Genomic DNA, 24,923 nt, shown 5'->3' with positions numbered 1-24,923 from the left:
GGACGAAAGCGCATGTGCGGCATCGCGGGCGCGTACAGCTGGCCGGACGGCGGCCCACTCACCGACCGGCTCACCCAGTGCCTCGCGCACCGGGGACCGGACGGCGACGGCCGCTACGACCATCGGGAAGTCCACTTAGGACACCGGCGGCTGTCCATCGTGGACCTGTCGGAAACGGGCGCGCAGCCGATGACGGCCGAGGGCCTTGCCTTCACCTACAACGGCGAGCTGTACAACGCGCCGGAGCTGCGAGCCGAACTCGAATCCGCCGGGGTCCGGTTCCGCGGCACCTCCGATACCGAGGTGCTGCTGCGGGCCTGGCTGGAGTGGGGCACGGACTGCCTGCCGCGGTTGCGTGGGATGTTCGCCTTCGCGGTGTACGACGAACGCACTGGCGAGCTGGTGCTCGTGCGGGACCAGCTGGGCATCAAGCCGCTGTTCTTCGTGCGGCGCGGAGGCGGCGTCGTATTCGCGTCGGAGCTGAAAGCGCTGGCTCGCGAACTTGGCGACACCCTGAACGTGGACCAGGCGGCGATGATCGCGTCGCTGCTCTACTACTGGGTCCCCGACAGCCGGTGCGCTTACCGCGAGGCGGAGAAACTGCCGCCCGGCACCTGGCTGCGGTTCCGGCCGGACGGCAGCACGGACACCGGGACTTACTGGTCTCTCCGGCAGGTCGCGGAGGAGGGCGCGGCGTATCGCGGCGAGGTCGACCTGCACGCGGTCGTCGAGGATTCCACCCGCAAGCACCTGCTGTCCGACGTCCCGGTGGCGACCTTCCTCTCCGGCGGCCTGGACTCCAGTTACCTCACCGCGCTGGCCGCCCGCGAGCAGCCGGGGATTTCCGCTTACACCATCGGTTTCCGTCCCGAGGACGCGAAATTCGAGGCGATGCCGGACGACCTGCGCTACGCCCGGATCGTCGCCCGCCAGTTCGGCGTGGACCTGCACGAGATCGAGATCGCGCCGGACGTGCAGGACCTGCTGCCGCGGATGACGCACCACCTGGACGAACCGATCGGCGATCCGGCGGCGATCAACTCGTTCCTGATCTGCTCGGCGGCGCGCGAGGCGGGCGTGAAGGTGCTGCTGTCCGGAATGGGCGCGGACGAGCTTTTCGCCGGGTACCGCAAGCATTTGGCGAACCTGCTGGCGTTGCGGTACCGGCGGGTGCCCGGGGTGGCTCGCCGTGCGATCGGGGCGGCGGTCGACCGGCTGCCAGTCGCGTCGTCCACCCGCGGCTACCGGTCGGTGCGGTTCGCGAAGCGGTTCCTGTCCTTCGCGGACCTGCCGGAGGAAACGGCGTTCCGGCGCAGCTACACCATGTACGACCGGACCGAGCTGCTCGACCTGGTCTCGCCGGATCTCCAGTCCGAAGTGGACGATGTGCTCACCGAGCACGCCGACGTCTACTACGACACGAAGCTGACCGACCAGGTCAACCGGATGTGCCTCGCCGACGCGCGGATGTTCTTGCCTGGCTTGAACCTCGCCTACACCGACCGGTCCACGATGGCCGCTTCGACCGAGGTGCGAACGCCCTTTGTGGACATTGAAGTGGTCCGCGCGGCGTTCCAGGTGCCTGGCCGGGAGAAGATCGCTCGACGGCAAGGCAAGGTGGCGTTGAAGAAGGCGGCCACGGCGATCCTGCCGGACGAAATCGTGTACCGGCCGAAGGGCTTGTTCAGCGCGCCGCTGCGGGCGTGGATGAGCCGGGACCTCGCGCCGCTGGTGCGGGAGGTCATCGAGGACGGCGTCCTGGTCGAGTCCGGTTTCCTGCAGCGCGACGCCCTGCGCAAGCTGGTGGCCGAGGACGCCGCCGGGCGCGAGGACCGCGCGAAACATCTTTGGCACGTGCTGACCCTCGAGTACTGGTACCGCGGGGCACTCCGCGGAGAGCGGCTAGGAGTCCAGTGAAACAGGTAGTGCAGAACTACAAGAGCGGCGAACTGGCCCTGCTCGACGTCCCGGTGCCGGCGTGCAAACCGGGCGGCGTGCTCGTGCGCAGCCAGTACTCGCTGATCTCGACCGGCACCGAGATGATGAAGGTGTCCGAGGCGGGGATGTCGCTGCTGGGCAAGGCCCGGTCACGGCCGGACCAGGTCGCGAAGGTCATGCAGAGCGTCGCGACGAACGGGCTCGCCGCGACGTATCGCAAGGTGTCCGGGAAGCTCGATTCCTATACGCCGCTGGGCTATTCGCTGTGCGGGGTGGTCGAGCAGGTCGGCGAAGGCGTCGACGACGTCGTGGTCGGCGACCTCGTGGCGTGCGCCGGGAACGAGCACGCGCTGCACAGCGAGCTGAACTGGGTGCCGAAGAATCTGTACGCGAAGGTGCCGGCCGGGCTTTCGCCGCGGCAGGCGGCGTTCGCGACGGTCGGCGCGATCGCGATGCAGGGCGTCCGGCGCGGCGAACCGCAGCTCGGCGACCTCACGCTGGTGATCGGGCTCGGCCTGATCGGGCAGCTGGTGGTGCAACTGCTGGTGGCGACCGGCGCGCGCGTCGTCGGCGTGGATCCGGACGCGCAGCGCTGCGAGCTCGCCCGCGAGCTGGGTGCGCTCGCCTGCGGCCATCCGGCGTCCGGCGAGATCGACCAGGCGGTGGCCGAACTGTCCGGCGGGCACGGCGTGGACCAGGTGTATCTCGCCGCGGGCGGTGCGTCGAACGATCCGGTGGAGCTGGCCGCGCGGCTCGCCCGCGACCGCGGCCGGGTGGTCGACATCGGCAAGATCTCGCTGAACCTGCCCTGGAACGCCTACTACGAAAAGGAACTCGACGTCCGGTTCTCCCGTTCCTACGGGCCTGGCCGCTACGACCCGGCATACGAGCTGGAGGGACGCGACTATCCGATCGGCTACGTGCGCTGGACGGAACGGCGCAACCTCGAATGCTTCCTCGACCTGGCCGCGCGGGGCAAGCTCGACGTCTCGCCGCTGATCAGCCACACCGCGGACTTCGCAAAGGCGGTCGAGACCTACCGGGCGCTCAACGAGGGCGAGCTGAAAGCGGTCGCGGTGCTGTTCCGCTATCCGGACGCGCCGCCCGCCGAGGACGAAAGCGTGGTGTCCGCGGTCCCGGCGGCTCCGGTCGTCGACAAGCGGACGGATCCGTTGCAGTGGTTGCGGATCGGGTTCATCGGCGCGGGCAACTACGCGTCGTCGATGATCCTCCCGCACCTGGCCGGGGACGAACGCGTGCTGCTCACCGACGTCGTCACCACGTCGGCGCTCTCCGGGGCCAACGCGAAGCGCAAGTTCGGTTTCGTCGCGGCGAGCACCGACGTCGACGCCTTGCTGGAGGACGACGAGGTCAGCACGGTCTTCGTGGTGACCCGGCACAGCTCGCACGCCGAGCTGACGCGGCGGGCGCTGCTGGCGGGCAAGGCAGTCTTCGTGGAGAAACCGCTCGCATTGTCGGAGAAGGAATTGCGCAGCGTTGTGGACGCGGTGGCGGAATCGGGCAACGACCGGCTGCAGGTCGGGTTCAACCGCCGGTTCGCGCCGCTGCTGGTCGAGGCGAAGAACCAGTTCGGCCCGCGAGTCGGCCCGGCTTCGGTGCGGTACCTGGTCAACGCGGGCAAGCTGGACGCCAGCAGCTGGTACAACCAGGCCGATGCCGAGGGCAGCCGGTTCGTCGGCGAGGGCGGGCACTTTATCGACACGGTCAGCTGGTTCCTCGGCAGCAACCCGGTTTCGGTCTACGCGACCGGTACTCCGGGCAACCACGACCTGCAAGTGCTGCTGCGCTACGCCGACGGCTCGACTGCGACGATCAGCTACATCACCAGCGGCAGCACCGCGTTTCCCAAGGAAACGCTGGAAGTGCTGGCCGACGGCAAGGTGCTGAAATTCGACGATTTCGTCCGCGCCTCGGTGTACGGGCGCAAGCGCTGGACCAGCTCGCGGTTGCCGAAGGCGCGCGACAAGGGCCAGCAAGCCGAACTGGACGCGTTCATCACCGCGTTGAAGACCGGCGTCGCGATGCCGATCAGCCTCGACTCGCTCGTGTCCACGACACTCGCGACACTGGCCGTGCACCGCAGCCTCGAAACCGGTGCGCCGGTGCGGTTGGAGCAGTGATGGACCCGTCCTGGTACCTGCGCCGGCTGTCCGCGATGGGTCCGGCGGAGATCGCCGGCCGGGTCGGCGACGTCGTGCGCAAACAGCGGTGGCGCGGGGAATCCCGGCGGCGGCCGACCTGGTCCGCGACCCGCACGTTTCCGGCCTGGCCCGCCGAGCCGCAGCTGCCCGCGACTGGCCGGGACCGGCTGATCGCGGCGGCGGACCGGCTGATGGACGGACACGCCGAGTACTTCGGGGTGCCGCGGGACGATTTGGTCGCGCCCGACTGGGCGTTCGATCCGAAGACCGGCCGCCGCGCGCCGGGGGATCGGTACTCGTTCGAGATCCCGTACCGGGACGAGAACGCGATCGGCGACATCAAGCAGATCTGGGAGCCCTCGCGGCATCAGCATCTGACCGTGCTGGCCGCGGCGTACCAAGCGACCGGAGACGACAGTTACGCGCACCGGGTCGCCGACCACCTGAAATCGTGGTGGGCAGCCAACCCGCCGATGCGCGGCGTGCACTGGCTGAGCGGGATCGAGCTGGGCATCCGGCTGTTGTCCTGGGTGTGGGTGCGGCGGCTGCTGGACGGCTGGTCCGGCGCGCCCGGACTGTTCGAGGACAATCCCGAGGCGCTGCGGCAGATCTGGCACCACCAGCGGTGGCTGGCGGCGTTCCCGAGCCGGGGCACCTCGGCCAACAACCACGTGCTGGCCGAGGCCGCCGGACAGCTGGCGGCCTCGTGCGCGTTCGACTGGTTCCCGGAATCTGCGAAGTGGGGCTCTGCCGCGGTTCGCTCGCTGGACTTTCACCTGCGGGCCAACACCTTCACCTCCGGGCTGAACCGCGAGCTGGCCACGGAGTACCACGGGCTCGTGCTGGAGCTGGGGCTGGCCGCCGCGCTGGAAGCCGGTCCCCGGCTGCCCCGTTCGACCTGGCTGGAACTGCGGGCGATGTGCGACGCGCTCGCGGCCATTGTGGACTGTGCCGGACGGCCGCCGCGACAAGGCGACGCCGACGACGGCTTCGGCCTGATCGTGGACGGACCCGAATCGGACCGCTGGCATTCGCTGCTGGCCACCGGAGACGCGCTGTTCGGCCGTGCGGAATGGTGGCCGAAACTGCCCGCCGACGACGTGCGCACGGCATTGTTCGCGGCGCTGCGGTCCCGCGTGCCGCAGCTCGACAGCGTTCGCGAGCGGCCGGTTTTCTCGGACGCGGGCCTGACCATCCTGCGCAGCGAAACCGGTCCGGAAATCTGGTGCCGATGCGACAGTGGCCCGCACGGCTTCCTCGCCATCGCCGCGCACGCCCACGCCGACGCGTTGTCCATTGAGGTCCGGCACGACGGCGTCGACATCCTCGCCGACCCAGGAACGTACTGCTACCACGGCGAACCCGAGTGGCGCGCGTACTTCCGCTCCACGCTCGGCCACAACACGCTGCAGCTCGACGGAGTCGACCAATCGACTTCCGGCGGTCCGTTCCTGTGGACGCGGCACGCCAACTCGCGCACCCTCGCCGCGACGCCCACCCAATGGCAGGCCGAACACGACGGTTACGCCCCCGCGCTGCACCGCCGCACCGTCGAGTTGTCCGGCCGGACGCTGACTGTGGTCGACGAGGTGACCGGCGGCGGTGCCGCGAAACTCGCCTTCCACCTGGGCCCGCTGCTGTCGGTGGAACTTTCCGGCAGCACCGCGCAGCTCACCTGGCCCGGCCGTACCGCGACCCTGGAGCTGCCGCCGCAACTCGCCTGGACCGCGCACCGAGGCGAGACGAATCCGCCGCTGGGCTGGTACTCGCCCGGCTTCGGCCGCCGCGAACCCGCCACCACGCTCGTCGGCTCCGGTCGCGTCACCGGCCCGCTGACCACCGTGCTCCGCCTGCCCTGATGTCGAGAGGATCCACCGTGCGAAGGACTTTGCTGCTGCTGGGAGCGCTGCTCCCGCTCACGCTGGCTTCGTGCAGTTCGTCCGGAGCCGCACCCGCTCCGGCCGCGGGATCGACTTCGCCGCAGGGTCCGGTCGCCGCGGTCTGCGACCACGTCCCGCCGGGCCCGGCGACCGCGCCCGCGGGGGCGGTCACGGTGGATCCGGCGGTGGTGGACGACCTGTCAGCCAAAACGAAGAACTCCCCGGCCGGTACGACGTTCTGGCTCGCGCCTGGCACGCACCGGCTCAGCGACGACGAGTACGCCCAGGTGCAGCCCAAGGACGGCGACGTCTACCTCGGCGCTCCCGGCGCGGTGTTCGACGGCCGGAAGAAGAACCGCTACGCCTTCGCCGGCCCGGCCAAGGACGTCCGGCTCGAATCGTTCGTCGTGCAGGGCTTCGCCGCGCCGCGCGACGAAGGCGTGGTCAACCACGATTCAGGTCCCGGCTGGGTCATCCAGCACCTGACCGTGCAGGACAACGACGGGGCCGGGCTGATGGCCGGGCCGAAGCAGCAGATCCTCGACAGCTGCCTGCGGCGCAACGGCCAGTACGGCCTGAACGCCTACTCCGGCACTGCCGCGGTGACCGGGCTGGTCCTGCGCCACACCGAGATCACCGGCAACAACACCGGGAACTGGGAAGCGAAAGTCTCCGGGTGCGGCTGCACCGGCGGCATGAAGTTCTGGGCGGTGGACGGCGCGGACGTCGTCGGCAACTGGGTGCACGACAACCGCGGCACCGGGCTGTGGGCCGACACGAACAACAACGATTTCCTGATCGAAGACAATCTGATCGAGAACAACGACAGCGCCGCGATCATTTACGAGACCAGCTACAACGCGTCCATCCGCAACAACACGTTCCGCCGCAACAACCTGATCGACGGCCGCGCGCACGCCGATCGCGGCGACCCGTTCCCGTCCGCGACGATCTATGTCTCCGAATCCGGTGGCGAACCGCGGGTGAAGGCCCGCACGAGCACTCTGGAGATCTCCGGAAACCTGCTGCAGGACAACTGGAACGGCGTGATCCTGTGGGAGAACGCCGACCGGTTCTGCAACAGCCCGGCCAACACCTCCAGCGGCTCGTGCACGAAACTGGTGCCGAACGTCAGCACTTGTTCCGCGCCTGCGATCTCGAAGAAACCGCTGTACAACGACTGCCGGTGGAAGACGCAGCGGGTCGTGGTGCAGCACAACCAGTTCACGCTCAACTCGAAAGCGCTCGGTTGCGAGGAGGTATGCGGCCGGATGGGCGTGCTGTCGAATTTCGGCAGCTACCCGGACTGGTCGCCGTATCAGGGCGCGGTGATCCAGCAGGCGATCACTTTCCAGCAGGACAATTCCTGGCACGACAACGCTTACGCCGGGCCGTGGACGTTCGTCGCCAAGGAGATGAGCAACATCATCGGCGTCGGCGAATGGCAGAGCACGCCGTATCGCCAGGACGCGAATTCGAGCTACCAGCCGAACGGGGGTGGCTGACGTGGCCGAATTGACCGCGGCACTGCCCGTTGAAACGAAAGCGGTGCCGAAGGCGGTAAGCGCGGCCTGGGCGTTGCTGATCCTCAACACGCTCGGCTCGACCGGCGCGCAAACGGTGATCCCGCTGCCGCGCACAGTGATTCAGCTGGTCACCATGGGCGCGCTGATGACCGCGTTCCTGCTCGCCCTCGTATTAAACCTCCGGATCCGGATCAAGCCGAGCGCGTATCTACTGCTCCTGACGTTCCTGCTGCTCACGAGCATCGTGGCCAGCGTGCACCTCGAATCCGGCTACGGCTCGCTGTTCCGCTGTTTCCGGTTCTCCGTGTTCGTCGCGACGCTGTGGCTGCTCAGCGGGTGGTGGGACGGGGCGTTCACCTTCGTGCGAGCGCACATCCGGATGTTCGGCGCGGTGCTGGTGTCGGTCGTGCTCGGTTTGGCGATCGCGCCGGGCAAGGCGATGCCGGACATCTACGGCGGGCGGCTTTCCGGCGCGGTGTGGCCGCTGACGCCGCCGCAGGTCGGCCAGTACGCGGCGGTGATCGCGGGCCTCGCGGTGCTGCTGTGGCTGGGCAAGCGGACGGACGCCAAGAGCGCGCTGATAGTGGTCGTGCCCTCGCTCGGAGTCCTGCTGCTCACGCACACCCGCACCGCGACGCTCGGACTGGTCGCCGGGCTGATCGTCGCGTTGCTGTCGCTCGGGCTGGTCAGCGCGCGGGCGCGGAAGGTGTTCGCCGGGATCGTGCTCGTGGCCGGCTTCGCCGCGGTGGTGCTGGGCGGACTGCTGCAGGCCTGGTTCCTGCGTGGGCAGAGCACCGACGACTTCTCCAGCCTGACCGGTCGCGCGAAGGTGTGGGACGCGCTGCTGTCCGCGCCGCGGACCGGATTTGAGTACACCTTCGGCGTCGGCCTCACCGACAAGTCCTATGACGGCCTGCCGATCGACAACAGCTGGCTCGCGATCTACCACGAGCAGGGCATTGTCGGGATCGGGATCGTCGCCGCGATCCTGCTCGTGCTGATCGCGATCGCGGTGCTGCGGCCGCCGTCGCTGGCCAGGGCGTGCGCGATCTTCCTGATCGCGTACTGCGTTTCCGCTTCCTACACCGAAGCCGGGCTCGGCGACGCGTCGCCGTATCTGCTGCATCTGGCGGTGGCCGCGTCGTTGCTGGCCGTGGGCGAGGCTCCAGCGAGGGAGAAGCTGGCGTGAAGGTTCTGGTGGTGCACAACCGCTATCGGTCGGAACAGCCGAGCGGCGAGAACAACGTGGTCGACGCGGAGGTCTCGCTGCTGACCTCGGCCGGGATCGACGTTCAGCGGTTCGAGCGGCACAGCGACGACATCGCGTCGATGCCGTTGGCGCGCAAGGCTTTGGTGCCGTTGCAAGTGCCATGGAACCGTGCTTCGCGGGCGGCATTGCGGACGCAGCTTCGGCGGGACCGACCCGATGTCGTGCACGTCCACAACACCTTCCCGCTGCTGTCGCCGTCGGTGCTCTCCGCGTGTGCTGAGGCGCGTGTGCCGGTGGTCGCGACCCTGCACAACTACGGCCTCGTCTGCCCGCCCGGCACGCTCTACCGCGACGGCCGGATCTGCACCGACTGCGTCGGCGGGCTGCCGGTCCCGGCGGTCCGGCACGGCTGCTACCGCGATTCGGCCGCCGCGACCGTGCCGATGGCGGTAAACCTGCTGGTCAACCGCGAGCGCTGGCGAACCGGGGTGACCCGGTTCTTCTGCATCTCCGACGCGCAGCGCCGCCTTCTCGTGGACGCTGGCCTGCCCGCGGCGCGAATGACGGTGAAGCACAACTTCGTGCCCGACCAAGGCCGGCGCCGCGTCGGTGACGGCGAGCACCTCCTGTTCCTCGGGCGGCTCACCGAAGAGAAAGGCATCCCGCTGCTCAAAGCGGCTTGGGAGCAGTACTCCGGCGAGCTGCCGTTGCTGATCGCCGGGACCGGGCCGCTGTCCGACGACGTCACGGCCTGGGCTGCCGGACGGGACAACGTGTCGTATGTCGGCCTGCAGGACCGGGCCTCGTGCCAGGAATTGATCGCCCGAGCGGCCGCCGTCGTGGTTCCTTCGACCTGGCTCGAGGCGTTCGGTCTCGTGGTGGTGGAGGCGATGGCCGCCGGGGTGCCGACGGTCGCGCCCGCGCACGGAGCGTTCGAAGAACTGGTCACCGACGGCAGCACCGGCCTGCTGCACACACCCGGCGACGCGGCGGCGCTCGCTTCTTCGCTCCTGAGGGTTGCCGATGCCGAGTTGAACCAGAAGATGGGCGAGGCCGCGCGGCACCGGTACGAAGCGGACTTCACTCCGGAAGTGGGGCTGAAACGGCTGCTTGAAGGCTACGAGGAAGCGATTTCCGCGGTATGAAGGAAGTTGTGCGCGACCGGCTGAGAACCGCGCCCCGGGCACTTCCGCTCGTGCTGCGCACGCCGTCGCTGGTCTTGGCCGTGCTCGGCTTCCTGACCGTGCTCGCACTGGGCCTCCGCTTCGCCGGACACTCGGTGCCGAGCGCGTTCGACGCCCCGCTCCTGCCCGGCCCGGACCTCGTGCCCGACCCGTGGTGGTACTTCGCGACCGCGATCGACTTCTGCGGCGAACCGCTCGGCTCGGTGCTGATCCTGGTCCTGGTGATCGGCGGCTGCCTGCTGACGCACCGGCTCCGCACGGCGGTGCTGGCGGTAGTCGGCTGCGGGCTGACGGTCGCGGTGACCTCGGTGCTGAAACCACTGACCGGCCGCACTATCCACGGCAGCTACCTGTCCTTCCCGAGCGGCCACACCGCTTTCGCGACCGCTTTGGCGTTGATCGGCGCTTACGTCCTGGCCGGGCGGTTGAGCCGGTTCGCCGCGGTGGCGTGGCTGCTGGGCCTTGCTTTGGTGTCCGGCTTCCTGATGGCCTGGGCCGAGGTAGGGCTAGGCGCGCACTACCCGACCGACACGATCGGCGGCTTCGCGACGGCGCTGGCGATCGTGCCGGTCACGGCGTACGGGATCGACGGGATCGTCAAGCCTTCTGGCGAAAGACCGGCTTGACCGGCCGCCCGCCCAGCCACGGCGACGGGTCACCGGCCTCCAGCGCCTTCCGGTAGACGACGCAGGCCGACGCGACCACCTCCACGGTCCGGTCGATGTCTTCCTCCGTCATGGCCGCACTGACCACAAAGGACGGAGCCAGCACCCCGTTCTCCAGAAGGCACCGCAGGAACAGCGTCCGGTACTCCTGCGACGGGGCACCTTCCGCGTCGAGGGTCGCGAACACCAGGTTGCTGTGTCGCCCGCGTACCAGCAGGTGCTCGCCGACCCCGTACGCCGACGTCACCTCGTTCACACCCGCCGCCAGCCGGGCCCCGAGCGCGTGCAGCCGAGCCGTCACGTCTTCTGCCGCGTAGACATCGATTACCGCCATAGCGGCGGCTAACGCTGGGGTTTCCGCACCGTGCGTCGTGGACAGCAGGAACACCCGGTCCCGCGAATCACGCAGCCCCCCCAGTTCCATCAAATCCCGCCGGCCGGCCAGCGCGGCGACCGCGAAGCCGTTGCCGAGCGCTTTGCCGAACGTTGAGAGATCCGGCGTCACGCCGTAGAGGCCCTGCGCGCCGTGCTCGGAGTACCGGAACCCGGTGATCATCTCGTCGAAGATCACCAGCGCGCCGTACTGATGCGCGAGGTCGAGCAACCCGGCGAGATAGCCGTCCGGCGGGGCTACCCCCTTGGTCGCCTCCAGGATCAGGCACGCCACCTGCCCGTGGTGCTGGCGCAGCATTTGTTCAGTCGCCGGGAGGTCGCCGTACGGGAAGGGCACGGTCATCGCCATCGTCGCGGCGGGGATCCCGGCCGACATCGGGGTGGTGCCGATGAACCAGTCGTCGGTGGAGAAGAACGCGTGGTCGGCGCAGCGGGCGACCAGCGGGCGGCCGGTGGCGGCGCGGGCGAGCCGGACGGCGGCGGTCGTCGCGTCGGAGCCGTTCTTCGCGAACTTCACCATTTCCGCGGTCGGCACCGTTTCCAGGAACTGCTCCGCCGCCTCAAGCTCCACGATAGACGGACGGACGAAGTTGTTGCCCCGTTCCAGCACGTCGCGGACGGCCGCGGTGACGCGCGGATGCACGTGGCCGAGGCTGACCGAGCGCAGCCCGGAGCCGTATTCGAGGTACCGGTTGCCGTCGACGTCCCAGACATGCGCGCCGCGGCCGTGCGAAATGACCGGCGCGAGATGTTCCGGGTATTGATCCTCGCCTTTGGCGTAGGTGTGCGCACCGCCGGGGATGGCGCGGTGCAGGCGTTCGTTCGCGATTCGGGAGAGTGGCAGGTCCATGACGGGTCACCTCAAGGCGTCGGCGAGCGAAGGGGCCGACGCGTCGCGTTCGGACAGCAATGCCGCTGGCAGCGGCCAGGGAATGGCGAGCTCCGGGTCGTCGTGCGCGATAGCGACGTCCTCGGACGGGTCGTGCGCGCGGTCGATCCGGTACGACACGTCGGCGATATCGCTCAGCGCCTGGAAACCGTGTGCGCATCCGGCCGGGATATAGATGCTCTCCTGGGCGTCCCCGGAGAGACGAAACGTTTCCATCGCCCGGAAAGTCGGCGAGCCCGGTCGCAAATCGACCACGACGTCGAACACTTCCCCGAACGAGCATCGCACCAGCTTCGCCTCGCCTGCCCCGGACCGCAGGTGCATCCCGCGCACCACGCCGCGCACCGAGCGGGACACGCTGTCCTGCAGGAACGCGTCCGGATCGATGCCGACCGACCGGGCGACGTCAGCGTCGAAGGTGCGTGAGAAGAAGCCGCGTTCGTCTCGGTGCGGCGTCGGCTGAAACAGCCACACGCCGGAAATCGACGGCACGGGAACGGCTTTCACGACACCTCCGCGGGAATGAGCGTCCTCGACAACAGGGCGAACTGGTCTTTCAACTGCTGGCCGCAGGCTTCGTTGCGGGCGGCGAGTTCCGCTTTCAGTTCCGGAGCCCGCCGCTGCAGTTCCTCGAACTGCCCGATCAGCCTCGGCACGTCGACCGCGCGGGCCTCCTGGCAGAACTCGCCGAGCCCCATTTCGGCCATCAGCACGTCGTTCTTCTTCGCGTAGCCGATCGCGACCGTCGGCGTCCCGACCTTCAACGCGCACAACACATTGTGGTACCGAGTGGCCACGACCGTGCCGACTTCGGCCATCGACCGCATCAGCTCGTCGAGCGAGCCCGGAACGGCCGCGGAAAGCAGCGGCGAGCCGACCGTTTCGACGATCTCGTCCACCACTTCGCGATCGATCCGGTCGCCGATGAACAGTCGGACCGGCCGGTCCTGCCCGACCAGATACCGCACGAACTCCGTCATCGCGTCTACGTACGCCCGGTAAATCTCGTCGCCGCGCGCACGGTCGTCGTTGCTGCCGTAGTAGGCCATCACGCCGACGCCGACGGCCCGCGGGTCCTCGACCGCGGCAGGCGTCGGCAAGGCGAAGGCGAGGTCGGGATAGACACGGTCGTTCGTGACCCGAACCCCCATATCGGCCATCGCCGAACGCGACAGTTCATCGCGGAAGGACCGATACGTCGCGAGCTGCGTCGCGGATCGCACCAGAAACCGCGTGGCCGGCACCCGGATCCGGTCAGCGCCGACGCTGACCAGCGCGACCTTCGTCCGTCCCAGCCGCCCGCACAGCGAGAGCAAAAACAGCGCATACGGGAATCCCCACGGCCGGAGCGGAAGCGTCGCCTCCAGCACGCCCATGCCGGGAACGATCACCACGTTCTGCTTCCGGACCCACCAAGCCGTCCGGACAACGTCGATCACCTTCCCCATGGCTTTGGCCGCGATCGACCGCAGCCCGGAAGCGTGCCGGTATTCGCCGCTGTACCAGTTCAGCCGCACCGCGGGGATCCCGTAGCGCGCACGGATAGCGTCCGCCCCACCGCAGAACGCGGACACCTTCGCGTACGGATGTTCGGCTCGCAGGAAGGCGAGTACCGCCTCCAGCGAACCGTCGTTGCCCAGGTTGCCTGAACCGAGCAGTCCGAAGACCCCGACCCGAACAGTCACGGCACCCGCCGTTCGCGCCCGGCGACCACCCGGTCGACCGCGAGGTCGAGTTCGGCCGCGTGCACCGGAGCCCGGTCTTCGACGCGCTCCCCGGCCCCGCCCGGCCGGGCCCGGCTGGCGAACCATTCCGCCAGTGCGAGGTAGCAGGCGCGGCGTTCGCCGGACGGCAGCGGCGCGGAGCGGATGCCGTGCACGAATCCCCAGAGGTACTCGGCGAGCAGCCGCGCGGTCGGGTTCGTGAGGGCGTTGCCGCGCTTCGGGTCGAGATTCGCGCAGCGGGAGCGTTTGCTGGGGTTCGCGCGTTCCGCCCGGTCGGGGTGATCGCGGCGGAAGTACAGCAGTTCCGGCACTTGATAGAACGGTCCGTGCAGCGCCAGTTCGGCCACGTACGTGCGGTCGGCGTGGTGATAGCTGTCCATCGGAGTGACGCGCCGCAGCACCGCCGTGCGGATCACGCCGTAGAAATCATCGCCGCCCGGCTCGAAAAGCAGGCTCTTGAAGCGCACCGACGGCCGGGGCGAGTCGGTCTTGTGCCGGTAGTCCAGCGGCACGGTCACCGCGCCGTTCTCGTCGATGATCGCCTGATGCGAATGCGCGAGGATCATCTCCGGCCGCGCGTCGAGCGCTTCGACGCACTTCGCCAGCAGTTCCCGGCCGTAGAGGTCGTCGTGCGAAGCCCATTTGAACAGCTCGCCGCGCGCCTGGTCGAGCAGGATGTTGTGGTTCGGGGTCGCGCCGATGTTGCGCGACTGGCGCAGGTACCGGATCCGCGAGTCCTCCCGCGCGTACTTCCGCGCGATCTCCTCGGTGCCGTCCTGCGACGCGTTGTCGGAGATGATCAGCTCGAAGTCCTCGTACGTTTGCCCGAGCAGCGCGTCGAGCGCTTCGCCGAGGAATTCCTCGCCGTTGTAGACAGGCAGACCGATGGTCAGCCGGGGCGGCGTGCTCATGCCGGTTTCATCTCCTCGGAAGCCGAATGGAGTTCTGCTGGGCTGAATGAACCTGAAGTGGCGGGAAACTCGACTGCCGCCGCGAAGTGGTCGCGAAGCGCGCTGCGCAGCTGCCACCACCACACGGCAGAGCCGGTGAGCGTGGCGGCCGCGACGCCCCACTCCGAGCCCGCCGCGCCGCCGAGCCCGGCCCCGATCAGGCCGAACACGACGTAGCACGCGGACGAGATCAGCTGGGACCGCAAGCTCCGCCGCGCCATCCCGAGCGCCCGCAACCCGGCCGTCGCGCCGGTGGTGAAACTCGCGCCGACGACCGCCATCGTGACCGCCGGGACCAGCAGCGACGAGCTGTCCCACAGCGAACCGAGCACGAACCGGCCAGCGTTTTCGGGAACGAAGAACCACAGTCCGAGCCCCCAGATCAAGGCAGCCGCCGCCTGCGCCGCACCGAGCACCACGCAGAAGTGCCACAGCCGATGCGGAGACTGCCGGAGCACTCGCGCTCCCTCGGCGACAGTGACGAGGGAAAGACCCATGAGCAGGGCGAGAAACGGCCCGAGCAGCTGTTCCGCGCCGCGCACCGTGCCGACCGCGGCCAGTCCGGAAATCGCGCCCAGCCCGTATGCCCGCAGCTGCGACGAGCCGCTGTTGCTGACGTTCTCCACGAGATAGCGCACGCCCAGGTCGCGATGCTCCCGGAACCACGAGCGCACCCCGCCGAGCCGCGGCAGCACACTCGTCTGCACCCAGCCGAACGCCGCCGCGACCCCGGCCGAACAGCCCCAGGCCAGCAGGAACGCGACCACGGTGTCGTAGCGCGCGGCCAAGACCAGCGCGGGGAACAACGCGACGGCCTGGATCCCGTCATTGAGAAACGCCTTGTGCCCGCTGCCCTGCGCGAAGAACCCGAACCGCCAGGCGTCCTGGACGAGCAGGAACGGCAGCACCACCCCGAGGGCGACAAACGCGGCACCGAGTGCACCGCCGACCACGAGTCCAAAAAGGACACTGACCGCCCCGGAAGCGACTCCGACCACCAGGGCGGTTCCGACGGCCTGGCCGACCGCGGTCCGCCAGGCCGCCCGGGCGACCCCGGAGAACCGCACCATCAGCGGGTCGGTGGCGAGGCCGCGCGAGATGTTGAGAATGACGCCGTAGGTCACCCACGCGATGCTGAACAGGCCGAACGCCGTCGCGCCGAGCGAGCGCGCGACGTAAAGGCCGACCACGAAGTTGGTCAGGCTCGAAACGGCCTGGTCGCCAAGGCCCCAGCTGAGCCGTCCCGCCATCGCGCGGACGGCTCGCGAACGCAGGATCGACGGCACGGCTTCACTCCTTCAGCAGTCCGGCGGCCCGAAGGGCATCGGCCGCCGCGGCTACGGTGCCGAATGGCAGGTCCGCCCGTTCGGCGATGTCGAGGAGGCTGTGGTCGCCGTCGGAAAGGCTGAGCACCCACAGCATGGCGAGCTGGGCTTCCTTCGCGTCGCTGCGCCCGCCGAGCGAGTCGTACAGCCCGCGCTTGCCGAGCTGTGGCTCGCCGTACGGGCTGAGATTCACGTAGCGCCGGTTGCGGTCCAGCACGGAAAACGCCGTCCGCAGGGTGTCGAGGGTGTCGGCCATCGAGTCCGGGTCGACGAAGGACGGGTTGTCCGCCGAGGTGTGGTACTCCGGGTAGCCCGCGTACGGCGTGCGCGTGAGCGAGCCGACGCCGAGGTTGAACCCGGGGGAGCAGAACTGGCGCTCGTCGTAGCCGTACGGCGAGAAATCCCGGATCTCGTGCGGTTTGTCCTTGAGGATGTGCGCGAAAACGCGGTCGATGTCGGCGTCCCCGCGACGGCTCCGCTTGTAAGTCAGCGTCCCGCGGTCACCGGCGCAGGCCAGCACGACGCCGTGCTTGACCTGGTCGATGCGCTCGGAATTGCGTGCCAGCCAGGTGATCGCGCCGATCGTGCCGGGCACGAACAGGAACCGGTAGGTGTAGTACGGCTTTTCCTCGGCCAGCGCTTGCGCGAGCGCGACGGCGACCGCGATGCCGGCGAGGTTGTCGTTGGCCAGCGACGGATGGCAGAGGTGACAGGAGACGAGCACCTCGTCGCCCACCTCGCCCGGTACGACGTGCTCGGCGTAGGTGAGGTGGCCGTCGGCGAGCGTGGAGTCGATCTTGACGTGGTAGTCGCCTTCCGGCAGCGTGTCGAGAACGTCCTGGGCGAGGCAAAACCCCCAGGTGGGGGAGTAATAACTGGTGCGGTAAGGGATCAACGACGGCTGGTCGGGCAGCGTATGCAGGTGGGTGCGCAGTTCGGCGAGACTGACGACCCGGTCGACCGGGACGCTGTAGCCGACCACGTGCAGGTTTGACTTCCGGAAATCGATCACCCGCCGTCCGGAGGAATCCGCGACGAAGGCGTCGCGGATGTTCCACTCCGGCGGCACGGTCCAGTCCAGCACCTCGGTGCCGCTGGGCACCTCGTACCGGTCGAGCGGGAGGTGCTCGCCGACGACGGCCAGGGTTTGCCGCACGCCGTCGCCGGTGATGCTCCGGCAGAACGGGTACAACCGTTCCACCAGAGCGTGCATCTCGGCCCCCGTGCGCATCAGGCGTGCCGCAGGGTGGCGTCGACCGCGCCGGCGGCCTGCCGGTCGCTCAACCAGTTCAGCCGGGTGAAGCGGCGCTCGAACTGTTCCCGGGTGAGGCTGTTGCGGCGGTAGGCGTCGAACAGTTGCAGCGCACCGTCTTTCACGCCCCACTTGCAGTCGAACTGGGGGACGGCGTCGCGGAACCGGGAGAAATCGACGCGGTAGGAACGCGGGTCGGCCCCGGCCTCGCCGGTGATCCGCAGCTTGGCGCCCGGCACCACCGCGACGACCTCTTCGGCGATCTCGGCGACCGTCACATTGTTGCGCTCGGTGCCGATGTTGAACGCCTTGTTGTGCACGGCTTCGCGCGGCGCTTCGAGGGCGGCGGTGAAGGCGTGGGCGATGTCGTCGGCGTGCACCAGCGGCCGCCACGGCGTGCCGTCGGAGAGCACGAGAACCTCGCCCGACAGGTAGGCGTGGCCGACCAGGTTGTTCAGCACGATGTCGGCGCGCAACCGCGGCGAGAAGCCGAAGGCGGTGGCGTTGCGCATGTACACCGGAGTGAAGTTGTCGTCGGCGAGTTCAGACACCTCGGCTTCCACTCGGACCTTCGACTCCGCGTACGGCGTGACCGGCCGCAGCGGCGCGTCTTCGTCGACCAGGCCACTGCTGCCGGAAGCGCCATAGACGGAACAGGTCGATGCGTAGAGGAACCGGGAAACCCCGGCGTCCTTCGCGAGTTTCGCGAGCTTGACCGACGCGCGGTGGTTGATGTCGTAGGTCAATTCGGGCGCGAGCGAGCCGAGCGGGTCGTTCGACAGCGCGGCGAGGTGGATCACCGCGTCGAAACCCCGCAGGTGTTCGGGTTTCACCTCGCGCAGGTCGACGGCCAGCCCGACCGGATCGCGCGGGGCCGGGCCGAGCACACAAGCGGCGAACAAGCCCGAGTCGAGGCCGACGACCTCGTGTCCCGCCGCGGCGAGCACCGGTGCCATCACCGTGCCCAGATATCCCGTGTGCCCCGTGAGCAGCACGCGCATGCCTTCAGCCCCTTAGCTCGATGACGAGTTTGTGTGCCTCGAACGCCTCGGCATAGCGTTCTTGGCATTCGATTCCGCGAATTCGTGCGAGGCCGAGAAAAGCCTCGCGGTCGTACCACGGCCGACGCTGCTGCGAGCCGTAGTGCTCGTGCAGCAGTTCGACCTTGCGCTGCATGACCTCGTCCGACAGCGGCACGTAAGCGGGCAGCCGACCGAGGTCGCCGTCCCATTTGACGATCTCGTAACCCAGTGTCAGATGACCGCGGAACACCGTGGGCACGAGCTGCGCGAGCCCGCGGTGGTCCTGGTGCGCGTCAACGGTGCGGGGCGCGAACACGACGTCCGGGTCGGTGCGGCGGCGGAGGTCTTCCAGCGCGTTCTTGGCTTCCTCCCAATGCGAGGGGAGGCGGCCGTCCGGCAGCTTGAGGACCGTGACGGTCAGCTCGGCACCCGGGCAGAACGCGGCCAGAGCGGCGCGCTCCTCGGTCTCCCGGTCGGTGCCGCCGCCGGACAGCACCAGCGCGTCGACCTGGATTCCGGGGCTCTTTCCACAGATCTCCAGCAGCGTGCCGCCCGCCCCGATGGCGATGTCGTCGCAATGCGCGCCGAGCACGACGATGCTCTTCACCTCGGCGCCGAGGCCGATCACGAGTGCACCTTTTCGCGTTCCCACAACGCCCACGGCCGGTCGCCGTGCGCGTAGGCGGCGTCGAGTGCGTAACGTTCCTTGACCGTGTCGGTCGGCTTCCAGAACCCGCGATAGGGGTAGGCGAGCAGCCGGCCCTGCTTGGCGAGTTCGCCGCAGCCGTCGGCGACCAGGTCGCCGTTCTCCGGGATGTGGTCGAAAATCTCCTGCCGCAGCACGAAATAGCCGCCGTTTTCCCACAGCGGGAGTTCGCTCACCGGCGTGATCGCCCCGATCAGGCCGCCCTCGTCCATCTCGACGCAGTGGAACGACGACTGCGGCGGCACGACGAGCATGGACGCGCCCGCGTCGCTGTTCCGGAACCGCTCGACGATGTTGTCCAGCGGCGCGTCGGTGAGGACATCGGCGTAGTTGGCGAGGAACATTTCGTCGCCGTCGAGATGGTCGCGCACCCGGCGGAGCCGTTCGCCGATCGGCGATTCGATGCCGGTCTGCACGAAGGAGATCGTCCAGTCGGCGATGTCGGTGGACAGCAGTTCCGGTTTCCCGCCGCGCAGCACGAAATCATTGGAGGTCGTTTCCTGGTAGTTCAGGAAGAACTCCTTGATGTGGTGCGCGCCGTAGCCGAGGCACAGCACGAACTCGGTGTGCCCGAAGTGCGCGTAGTAGCGCATGACGTGCCAGATCAGCGGCCGGGGCCCGACCATCGCCATCGGCTTGGGCACGTCGGACGCTTCGCTGCTGCGCATCCGCATTCCGTAGCCGCCGCAGAACAGAACGACCTTCACTTCACGTCACCTCGACGATTTCCAGGCGCGGAATCGGGAAGACGAGCTTGCCGCCCCACGCGCCGACGTAGGAGAGCTGTTCGGTCAGTTCGTCCCGCAGGTTCCAGGGCAGGACGAGCACGTAGTCCGGCCGGTCGGCCGCGATCCGGTCCGGTTCCACGACCGGGATCCGGGTGCCCGGCGTGAACCGGCCGTGCTTGTACGGATTGCGATCCACGGTGTAGGCCAGCAGGTCCGGCCGGATGCCGCAGTGGTTCAGCAGGGTGTTGCCCTTGCCCGGCGCGCCGTACCCGACGGTCGTTTTCCCGGCTTTCCGGGCGGCGAGAAGAAATTCGAGCAATTCCAGCCGCACCCGGGTGACCCGGTCGGCGAATTCGGTGTACCCGGACAGCTCGTGCAGCCCGGCGGCCTTCTCCCGGGCGAGCACGTCGATCATCCGGGCACTCGGCTCCCCGGCCGCCTCCGCGGGCCGCGCCCACAGCCGGATCGATCCGCCGTGCGTGGGCAGGAGTTCGACGTCGACCACGGTCAGCCCGCCTGCCGCCAGCGCCCGCCGCGCGGATTCGACGGTGTAGTACTGGAAATGTTCGTGGTAAATCGTGTCGTACTGGTTCTTTTCGATCAGCGTGAGCAAATGCTGCACCTCGATCGACACCCAGCCGTCGTTCGCGACGAGCGCGCGCAGGCCGTGGGTGAACCCGCGAATGTCCGGGATGTGCGCGTAAACGTTGTTCGCCACGACCAGGTCGGCCGGACCGTGTTCGGCACGCACCTCGCGGCCGGTGTCCTCGGAGAGGAACGCGGTGTGCGTCGGCACCCCCGCTTCCCGCGCGGCCTGCCCGACGTTGACGGAAGGTTCCACGCCGAGACAACGGATTCCGCGTTCCACGACGTGCTTCAGGAGGTATCCGTCGTTGCTGGCGACCTCGACGACGAAAGACCGGTCAGTCAGTCCGAGCCGCTCCACCGCGTCGTCGGTGAACCGCTTCGCGTGTTCGACCCACGAGGTGGAAAAAGACGAGAAATACGCGTAATCGGTGAATGTGTCGGCCGGGTCGAGCAGCGGCGGCAGCTGCGCGAGCCAGCATTCGGTGCACACTTCGAGATGCAGCGGGAAAGTCGGTTCGGGTTCGGCCAGCTGCGCGGCGGTCAGGAACCGTTCGCACGGCGGGGTCGCGCCGAGGTCGACCACGCTGGCGGTTCTTTGCGAACCGCAGAGTCGACATGTGGTCATGTGCCAGGCTCCTCCGGTCACGAGCGCGATCTGCGTAGGGCAGGTCGATCCGCGCCCGGCCGTCGTTACAACGCGCCGGGAAGCTCACCGGAGTCGATTCGGAACCGAGACCAAAGTTGCCCGGCGGCCGATGCGGCGGCAAAGTCGCACACCGGTGCGGCGGCCGGGAAAAAGACTTCTGACGGCGGCGGAATGCCGCGAAGTGCTGCGGCGAACGGGTGGCGGACCGGCGCCGGATGGCGCAGCCGTCACCCGTTCGTCAGCGGATCACAGCTTTTCGGCCGCCGGGATCACCTCGGTGGCGAACCGTTCGAGTACCGCCGGGTCCGGCACGCCGTGCGCCCAGCCGGTCGCGACGCTGAACCCGAGTTCCGACAGCCGGCCCAGTTCATCCAGCAGCTGCCCGGTTTTCTCGCCGTTTTCACCCGTGTCGAGCCGCAGCGAAACGGTTTTCGTGATCTCGGAGTAGTCGCGGCCGACGTCCTCGCAGTGCTGCTTCAGGACTTCCAGCTTGCGCGGAATGTCCGCGTCGGGCAGCAAATTGCAGATGTCGCCGTACTGCGCGACGAACCGCAGGGTCTTCTTCTCGCCGCTGCCGCCGATCAGGATCGGCGGGTGCGGACGCTGGATCGGCTGCGGGCTGTTGAGCAGCCGCTCACCGCTGACGTGCGTGCCGGTGAAGGGTTCGTCGCCCTCGGCCCACATCTGGCGGACGTAGCGCAGCGCGTCCTCGAGCTGTTCGAAGCGCTCCTTCATCGGCGGGAACCGGAACCCGAGCCCGCGGGATTCCTCCTCGTTCCAGCCGGCCCCGATGCCGAGGATCGCCCGGCCGCCGGACAGCACGTCGAGCGTCGTCGCCGTCTTCGCGAGCAGCCCGGGGTGCCGGTAAATGACGCCGGTGACGAGCGTGAGCAGTTTGACCCGTTCGGTGTGCGCGGCCAGGAAGCCGAGCGTGGTCCAGGCTTCCAGCATCTCGTGCTCGGGCGGGCCGTAGCTGGAAATCTGGAAGAAATGGTCCATCACCGACAGGTATTCGAACCCGGCCTCGTCCGCCGTCCGGGCCACCCGCGCCAGGTCCGAGCCCAGCGCCGCCGGGCCGTTCGGCCAGGTCTGCTGAGCCAGGTGCAACCCGAGTTTCATGCCAACTCCTTAACCACCGGAATGATGTCTTGCGCGAAAATCTCGATGCGTCGTCGATCCGTCCCGCCGGGCAGCGGGCCGATCATGGTCTGTACGCCCAGCCGGTGCAGCCTTTCGGCCTCGGCGAGAAATTCGCCGGTTTTCTCCCCGGACGGACCGATGTCCAGATAGTGGTAAACGGTCTTGGCGATCTCGGCGTAGTCGCGGCCCTCGGTTTCGCAGTGCCGCTTGAGCACGTCGAGCTTGCGTTCGAGATCCGGACCGTTGCCGATGTTGCAGAAGTCGCCGTACTTCGCGACGAGCCGGAGCGTTTTCTTCTCCCCGCCCCCGCCGATCATGATCGGCGGCCGGTGCCGGGGTTGCGGGCTGTTGAGCAGTCGCTCGGCGGTGAAATGCTTGCTGGAGAACGGTTTGTCGTCCTCGTCCCACATCTGGCGGACGTACCGCAGGTTTTCCTCGAGCAGTTCGAATCGTTCCGATGTGGACGGAAACGGGAAGCCGAGTCCGCGGGCTTCTTCTTCGTTCCATCCGGCTCCGATGCCGAGCATCGCTCGCCCGCCGGACAGCACGTCGAGCGTGGTGACCGCTTTCGCCAGCAGCCCGGGATGCCGGTAAATCGCGCCGGTGACGTAGGTGAACAGTTTCGCGCGCTGGGTGTGCGCGGCGAAGTAGCCGAGCGTCGTGTACGCCTCAAGCATCGGACGATCGCTCGGGCCGACACTGGGAATCTGGAAGAAGTGGTCCATCACCGCGAGATAAGCGAACCCGGCGTCGTCCGCCGCCCGCACCGCTGCGGCCAGTTCCGCACCGAGCGCGGCAGTCCCTCCCGGGAAGGCGAAGTCGGGGACCTGGAGACCTAGTTCCATATCCGACACCGTATACCTGGAGTGACTTCATGTGGACAGTCAGAAGTCGCGCACGATGGTGACCGTGCCGTGCAGCGGATCGGCCACGTACACCGTGCGCGTGCGCTGGTCCACCGCCACGTCGCCCGGGTTCACGCCCAGACTCAGCTCGCCAGTAAGGGTTTGGGTCTTCCCGTCCACACGGGACAGTCCATTTTGCCCGCCGTTGGTGTACACCGTGTCGCTGCCCTGATGCACCGCGAGCGAGGACGCCTCGCTGCGCAGCAACACGGTCTTGACTTGAGCCTTCGCTGATCCGTCCACAATGGACATATGGTGGATCGCCGAATTCGCCACGAACACCGCGCCGGTCAGCTCATGGACGCCGATCCCGGTCGGGGCCGCCCCCACCGGCACGCTCGCGGTGAACGCCCCGGCGTCGAGGTCGCAGATCTCGACCGAGTTCGTGTTCGGGCTGGTGCAGTAGGCGCGCCGCCGGCCGCGGTCGAGCGCGATCCCGGCGAGGCCCGGCTTCGGCGCGGGCAGCAGGTCCTGCTGCGTGAGGCTGACGCTGTCCAGCACCGCGAACGTGCCGGTCTTGCCGCTCACCGCGTACACGAGGTTGACCTGGGGATCGATCGCGAGCGCCGATGCGCCCGCCCCCGCGCTGACGGCGCTCAGGAACCGGTGCGTCTGGCTGTCGAAGGCGAGCACCGTGCCGCCCGCCGGATTGGCGACGTAGATCCGCTCGGCGTCCACCACCACGTCGCTCGGCTCCCCGCCGACCGCGAGCGCGGCCACGACCCGCCCCGCGTCCGGGTCGAGGACCACGACCATGCCGGACGCCTGGTCAGCCGCGTAGACGAGCCCGGTGACCGGACTCACCGCGAGCGCCGAAAGCGCCCCGCCGACCTGCACGCTGGTGACCCGTCCGGCCGCCTCCGCGCGCCCGCCCAGCACCACCGCCGCACCCGTGCTGACCAGGCCGAACAGCCCTCGCCGGGAGAACTGGGAACCTCGCATCGCTCACCTGCCCCGGTCGGTTGGGTTGCTCGCCGACCCTAACCCGGACGAGGATCGGGCGAAGGAACTTCGCGTCCCTCGATCGCGTTGTTTCCAGTGAGTAACCCACCTTGCGGCACCTGCCAGAGCGGACGGAGGCGAGCGCGCGTGCACAAGCACCACAACGGGCTGAAGACGGCGATGCTGCTCGGTCTGCTTTCGGCGATCATCATCGGGATCAGCGGACTGTTCGGCCGCGGGGCACTGGTGATCGGCCTGATCGTGGCGCTGGGGATGAACGCCTACGCCTACTTCAACTCCGAGAAAATGGCCCTGCGCGCGATGCACGCGCGGCCGGTGTCAGAGGTCGAGCAGCCCGCGATGTACCGGATCGTGCGGGAACTGGCGACGTCGGCGCGGCAGCCGATGCCCTCGCTGTACGTGAGCCCGACCGCGGCGCCCAATGCTTTCGCGACGGGGCGCAATCCGCAGCATGCGGCGGTGTGCTGCACTACCGGGATCCTGGAGCTGCTCGACGAGCGCGAGCTGCGGGCGGTGCTCGGGCATGAGTTGTCGCATGTGTACAACCGGGACATTTTGATCTCGTGCGTGGCCGGGGCACTGGCGAGTGTGGTCAGTGTGCTGGCGAATATCGCGTTCTTCTTCGGCGGGGATGATCGCGAGGGCAATCCGTTCATGTCGCTGCTGGTGGTGCTGATCGGGCCGATCGCGGCTGGGGTGGTGAAGATGGCGGTGAGCCGGTCTCGGGAGTATCAGGCGGATGCTTCCGGGGCTGAGCTGACCGGGGATCCGCTGGGGCTGGCTTCGGCGTTGCGGAAGCTGGAGCGGGGGACTCGGGCCGCGCCGCTGGTTCCGGAACCGGCTGTGGTGTCGCAGTCGCATTTGATGATCGCGAACCCGTTCCGGCCGGGGGCTGGGTTGAGCCGGATGTTTTCTACGCATCCGCCGATTGAGGATCGGATTCGGCGGTTGGAGGAGATGGGGCGGTGAGTCCCGGGGGCGGCTCGGCTCGTCGCCTGGCGGCGACATTGCATGTGGGGGTTGGCGTGGGGCACCCCGAAGCTTGATTGTGCTGACGGTTCGGGGGTGCTTGTCAAGGCGGGAAAGATGCCTTGACAAGCACCCCCGAACCGCAGAGAAGGCTTCGT

The 24,923-nt window shown here is 68.5% G+C and carries 21 protein-coding genes; 8 read left to right on the top strand and 13 right to left on the bottom strand.

All coding sequences use genetic code 11. The features are described from left to right. Positions 1 to 12 precede the first annotated feature (12 nt). Genes asnB through ACZ63D_RS33580 form a run of 7 tightly spaced genes read left to right on the top strand, consistent with a single transcriptional unit; the run spans position 13 to position 10,526 of the window. Positions 13 to 1,917, top strand: a complete 1,905-nt coding sequence (gene asnB / locus ACZ63D_RS33610; RefSeq protein ID WP_465358340.1) for an asparagine synthase (glutamine-hydrolyzing) — start codon at positions 13 to 15, stop codon at positions 1,915 to 1,917. Beyond that, positions 1,914 to 4,079 (top strand): bi-domain-containing oxidoreductase, encoded by a 2,166-nt coding sequence (locus tag ACZ63D_RS33605; protein ID WP_465358339.1) that lies wholly within the window; start codon positions 1,914 to 1,916, stop codon positions 4,077 to 4,079. The genes asnB and ACZ63D_RS33605 overlap by 4 nt, the downstream gene beginning before the upstream one ends. Then, positions 4,079 to 5,959 carry a heparinase II/III family protein gene (locus ACZ63D_RS33600; RefSeq protein WP_465358338.1) on the top strand — a complete coding sequence of 627 codons (1,881 nt, stop codon included), beginning with the start codon at positions 4,079 to 4,081 and terminating at the stop codon, positions 5,957 to 5,959. The genes ACZ63D_RS33605 and ACZ63D_RS33600 overlap by 1 nt, the downstream gene beginning before the upstream one ends. Then, positions 5,956 to 7,485: a right-handed parallel beta-helix repeat-containing protein gene (locus tag ACZ63D_RS33595; protein ID WP_465358479.1), complete on the top strand. Its 1,530-nt coding sequence runs from the start codon at positions 5,956 to 5,958 to the stop codon at positions 7,483 to 7,485. Before ACZ63D_RS33600 ends, ACZ63D_RS33595 begins: the two co-directional genes overlap by 4 nt. Positions 7,486 to 7,495: 10 nt before the next feature. Beyond that, a complete protein-coding gene (locus ACZ63D_RS33590; protein ID WP_465358478.1) occupies positions 7,496 to 8,695 on the top strand; it encodes an O-antigen ligase family protein in 1,200 nt (399 codons plus the stop codon). Beyond that, positions 8,692 to 9,861 carry a glycosyltransferase family 4 protein gene (locus ACZ63D_RS33585; RefSeq protein ID WP_465358337.1) on the top strand — a complete coding sequence of 390 codons (1,170 nt, stop codon included), beginning with the start codon at positions 8,692 to 8,694 and terminating at the stop codon, positions 9,859 to 9,861. Before ACZ63D_RS33590 ends, ACZ63D_RS33585 begins: the two co-directional genes overlap by 4 nt. Next, on the top strand, positions 9,858 to 10,526 hold the full coding sequence (locus ACZ63D_RS33580) for a phosphatase PAP2 family protein (protein ID WP_465358336.1): 669 nt from the start codon (positions 9,858 to 9,860) through the stop codon (positions 10,524 to 10,526). The genes ACZ63D_RS33585 and ACZ63D_RS33580 overlap by 4 nt, the downstream gene beginning before the upstream one ends. Here the strand turns inward: ACZ63D_RS33580 and ACZ63D_RS33575 are convergent. The 13 genes from ACZ63D_RS33575 to ACZ63D_RS33515 all read right to left on the bottom strand — a co-directional run bounded on the left by ACZ63D_RS33575 (position 10,498) and on the right by ACZ63D_RS33515 (position 23,775). Continuing rightward, positions 10,498 to 11,808 carry a glutamate-1-semialdehyde 2,1-aminomutase gene (locus tag ACZ63D_RS33575; protein ID WP_465358335.1) on the bottom strand — a complete coding sequence of 437 codons (1,311 nt, stop codon included), beginning with the start codon at positions 11,806 to 11,808 and terminating at the stop codon, positions 10,498 to 10,500. The two genes, ACZ63D_RS33580 and ACZ63D_RS33575, sit on opposite strands and share 29 nt — an antisense overlap. Before the next feature lie 6 nt (positions 11,809 to 11,814). Continuing rightward, positions 11,815 to 12,354: a dTDP-4-dehydrorhamnose 3,5-epimerase gene (gene rfbC / locus ACZ63D_RS33570; RefSeq protein WP_465358334.1), complete on the bottom strand. Its 540-nt coding sequence runs from the start codon at positions 12,352 to 12,354 to the stop codon at positions 11,815 to 11,817. Continuing rightward, entirely contained in the window at positions 12,351 to 13,532 is a 1,182-nt protein-coding gene (locus ACZ63D_RS33565; protein WP_465358333.1) for a polysaccharide pyruvyl transferase family protein, read from the bottom strand. The genes rfbC and ACZ63D_RS33565 overlap by 4 nt, the downstream gene beginning before the upstream one ends. Next, a complete protein-coding gene (locus ACZ63D_RS33560) occupies positions 13,529 to 14,482 on the bottom strand; it encodes a glycosyltransferase family 2 protein (RefSeq protein WP_465358332.1) in 954 nt (317 codons plus the stop codon). The genes ACZ63D_RS33565 and ACZ63D_RS33560 overlap by 4 nt, the downstream gene beginning before the upstream one ends. Beyond that, on the bottom strand, positions 14,479 to 15,771 hold the full coding sequence (locus tag ACZ63D_RS33555; RefSeq protein ID WP_465358477.1) for a hypothetical protein: 1,293 nt from the start codon (positions 15,769 to 15,771) through the stop codon (positions 14,479 to 14,481). Before ACZ63D_RS33555 ends, ACZ63D_RS33560 begins: the two co-directional genes overlap by 4 nt. 40 nt (positions 15,772 to 15,811) lie before the next feature. Then, positions 15,812 to 17,077, bottom strand: a complete 1,266-nt coding sequence (locus tag ACZ63D_RS33550; protein ID WP_465358331.1) for a DUF4910 domain-containing protein — start codon at positions 17,075 to 17,077, stop codon at positions 15,812 to 15,814. Next, complete coding sequence (locus ACZ63D_RS33545; protein ID WP_465358330.1) at positions 17,077 to 18,099, bottom strand: NAD-dependent epimerase/dehydratase family protein; 1,023 nt, start codon at positions 18,097 to 18,099, stop codon at positions 17,077 to 17,079. The genes ACZ63D_RS33550 and ACZ63D_RS33545 overlap by 1 nt, the downstream gene beginning before the upstream one ends. Before the next feature lie 4 nt (positions 18,100 to 18,103). After that, the gene (locus ACZ63D_RS33540) at positions 18,104 to 18,748 is read right to left on the bottom strand and encodes a PIG-L deacetylase family protein (protein ID WP_465358329.1); all 645 of its coding nucleotides are present in this window, start codon (positions 18,746 to 18,748) and stop codon (positions 18,104 to 18,106) included. Then, on the bottom strand, positions 18,745 to 19,533 hold the full coding sequence (locus tag ACZ63D_RS33535) for a glycosyltransferase family protein (protein ID WP_465358328.1): 789 nt from the start codon (positions 19,531 to 19,533) through the stop codon (positions 18,745 to 18,747). Before ACZ63D_RS33535 ends, ACZ63D_RS33540 begins: the two co-directional genes overlap by 4 nt. Before the next feature lies 1 nt (position 19,534). Further along, on the bottom strand, positions 19,535 to 20,767 hold the full coding sequence (locus ACZ63D_RS33530) for a methyltransferase domain-containing protein (protein ID WP_465358327.1): 1,233 nt from the start codon (positions 20,765 to 20,767) through the stop codon (positions 19,535 to 19,537). Positions 20,768 to 21,034: 267 nt separating this feature from the next. Continuing rightward, on the bottom strand, positions 21,035 to 21,907 hold the full coding sequence (locus ACZ63D_RS33525; protein WP_465358326.1) for an LLM class F420-dependent oxidoreductase: 873 nt from the start codon (positions 21,905 to 21,907) through the stop codon (positions 21,035 to 21,037). Continuing rightward, the gene (locus ACZ63D_RS33520) at positions 21,904 to 22,773 is read right to left on the bottom strand and encodes an LLM class F420-dependent oxidoreductase (protein ID WP_465358325.1); all 870 of its coding nucleotides are present in this window, start codon (positions 22,771 to 22,773) and stop codon (positions 21,904 to 21,906) included. Before ACZ63D_RS33520 ends, ACZ63D_RS33525 begins: the two co-directional genes overlap by 4 nt. A 39-nt stretch (positions 22,774 to 22,812) precedes the next feature. Further along, positions 22,813 to 23,775, bottom strand: coding sequence for a YncE family protein (locus ACZ63D_RS33515; protein ID WP_465358324.1), 963 nt, complete (start codon positions 23,773 to 23,775; stop codon positions 22,813 to 22,815). A 147-nt stretch (positions 23,776 to 23,922) separates the two neighbouring features. Here ACZ63D_RS33515 and htpX point away from each other — a divergent pair, with 147 nt between their 5' ends. Continuing rightward, positions 23,923 to 24,765: a zinc metalloprotease HtpX gene (gene htpX, locus ACZ63D_RS33510; RefSeq protein WP_465358323.1), complete on the top strand. Its 843-nt coding sequence runs from the start codon at positions 23,923 to 23,925 to the stop codon at positions 24,763 to 24,765. Positions 24,766 to 24,923: the final 158 nt, after the last annotated feature.

Source organism: Amycolatopsis sp. NPDC104775 (genome assembly GCF_055583325.1).
The sequence above is the reverse complement of the archived record's forward strand: the minus strand, read 5'-3'. Positions and strand labels throughout refer to the sequence as shown.

Coding starts and splice junctions, on each gene's coding strand:
- asnB (WP_465358340.1), top strand. CDS start 13: ATGTGCGGCATCGCGGGCGCGTACAGCTGGCCGGACGGCGGCCCACTC.
- ACZ63D_RS33600 (WP_465358338.1), top strand. CDS start 4,079: ATGGACCCGTCCTGGTACCTGCGCCGGCTGTCCGCGATGGGTCCGGCG.
- ACZ63D_RS33580 (WP_465358336.1), top strand. CDS start 9,858: ATGAAGGAAGTTGTGCGCGACCGGCTGAGAACCGCGCCCCGGGCACTT.
- ACZ63D_RS33575 (WP_465358335.1), bottom strand. CDS start 11,808: ATGGACCTGCCACTCTCCCGAATCGCGAACGAACGCCTGCACCGCGCC.
- ACZ63D_RS33560 (WP_465358332.1), bottom strand. CDS start 14,482: ATGAGCACGCCGCCCCGGCTGACCATCGGTCTGCCTGTCTACAACGGC.
- ACZ63D_RS33555 (WP_465358477.1), bottom strand. CDS start 15,771: ATGGCGGGACGGCTCAGCTGGGGCCTTGGCGACCAGGCCGTTTCGAGC.
- ACZ63D_RS33550 (WP_465358331.1), bottom strand. CDS start 17,077: ATGCGCACGGGGGCCGAGATGCACGCTCTGGTGGAACGGTTGTACCCG.
- ACZ63D_RS33545 (WP_465358330.1), bottom strand. CDS start 18,099: ATGCGCGTGCTGCTCACGGGGCACACGGGATATCTGGGCACGGTGATG.
- ACZ63D_RS33530 (WP_465358327.1), bottom strand. CDS start 20,767: ATGACCACATGTCGACTCTGCGGTTCGCAAAGAACCGCCAGCGTGGTC.
- ACZ63D_RS33525 (WP_465358326.1), bottom strand. CDS start 21,907: ATGAAACTCGGGTTGCACCTGGCTCAGCAGACCTGGCCGAACGGCCCG.
- ACZ63D_RS33520 (WP_465358325.1), bottom strand. CDS start 22,773: ATGGAACTAGGTCTCCAGGTCCCCGACTTCGCCTTCCCGGGAGGGACT.
- ACZ63D_RS33515 (WP_465358324.1), bottom strand. CDS start 23,775: ATGCGAGGTTCCCAGTTCTCCCGGCGAGGGCTGTTCGGCCTGGTCAGC.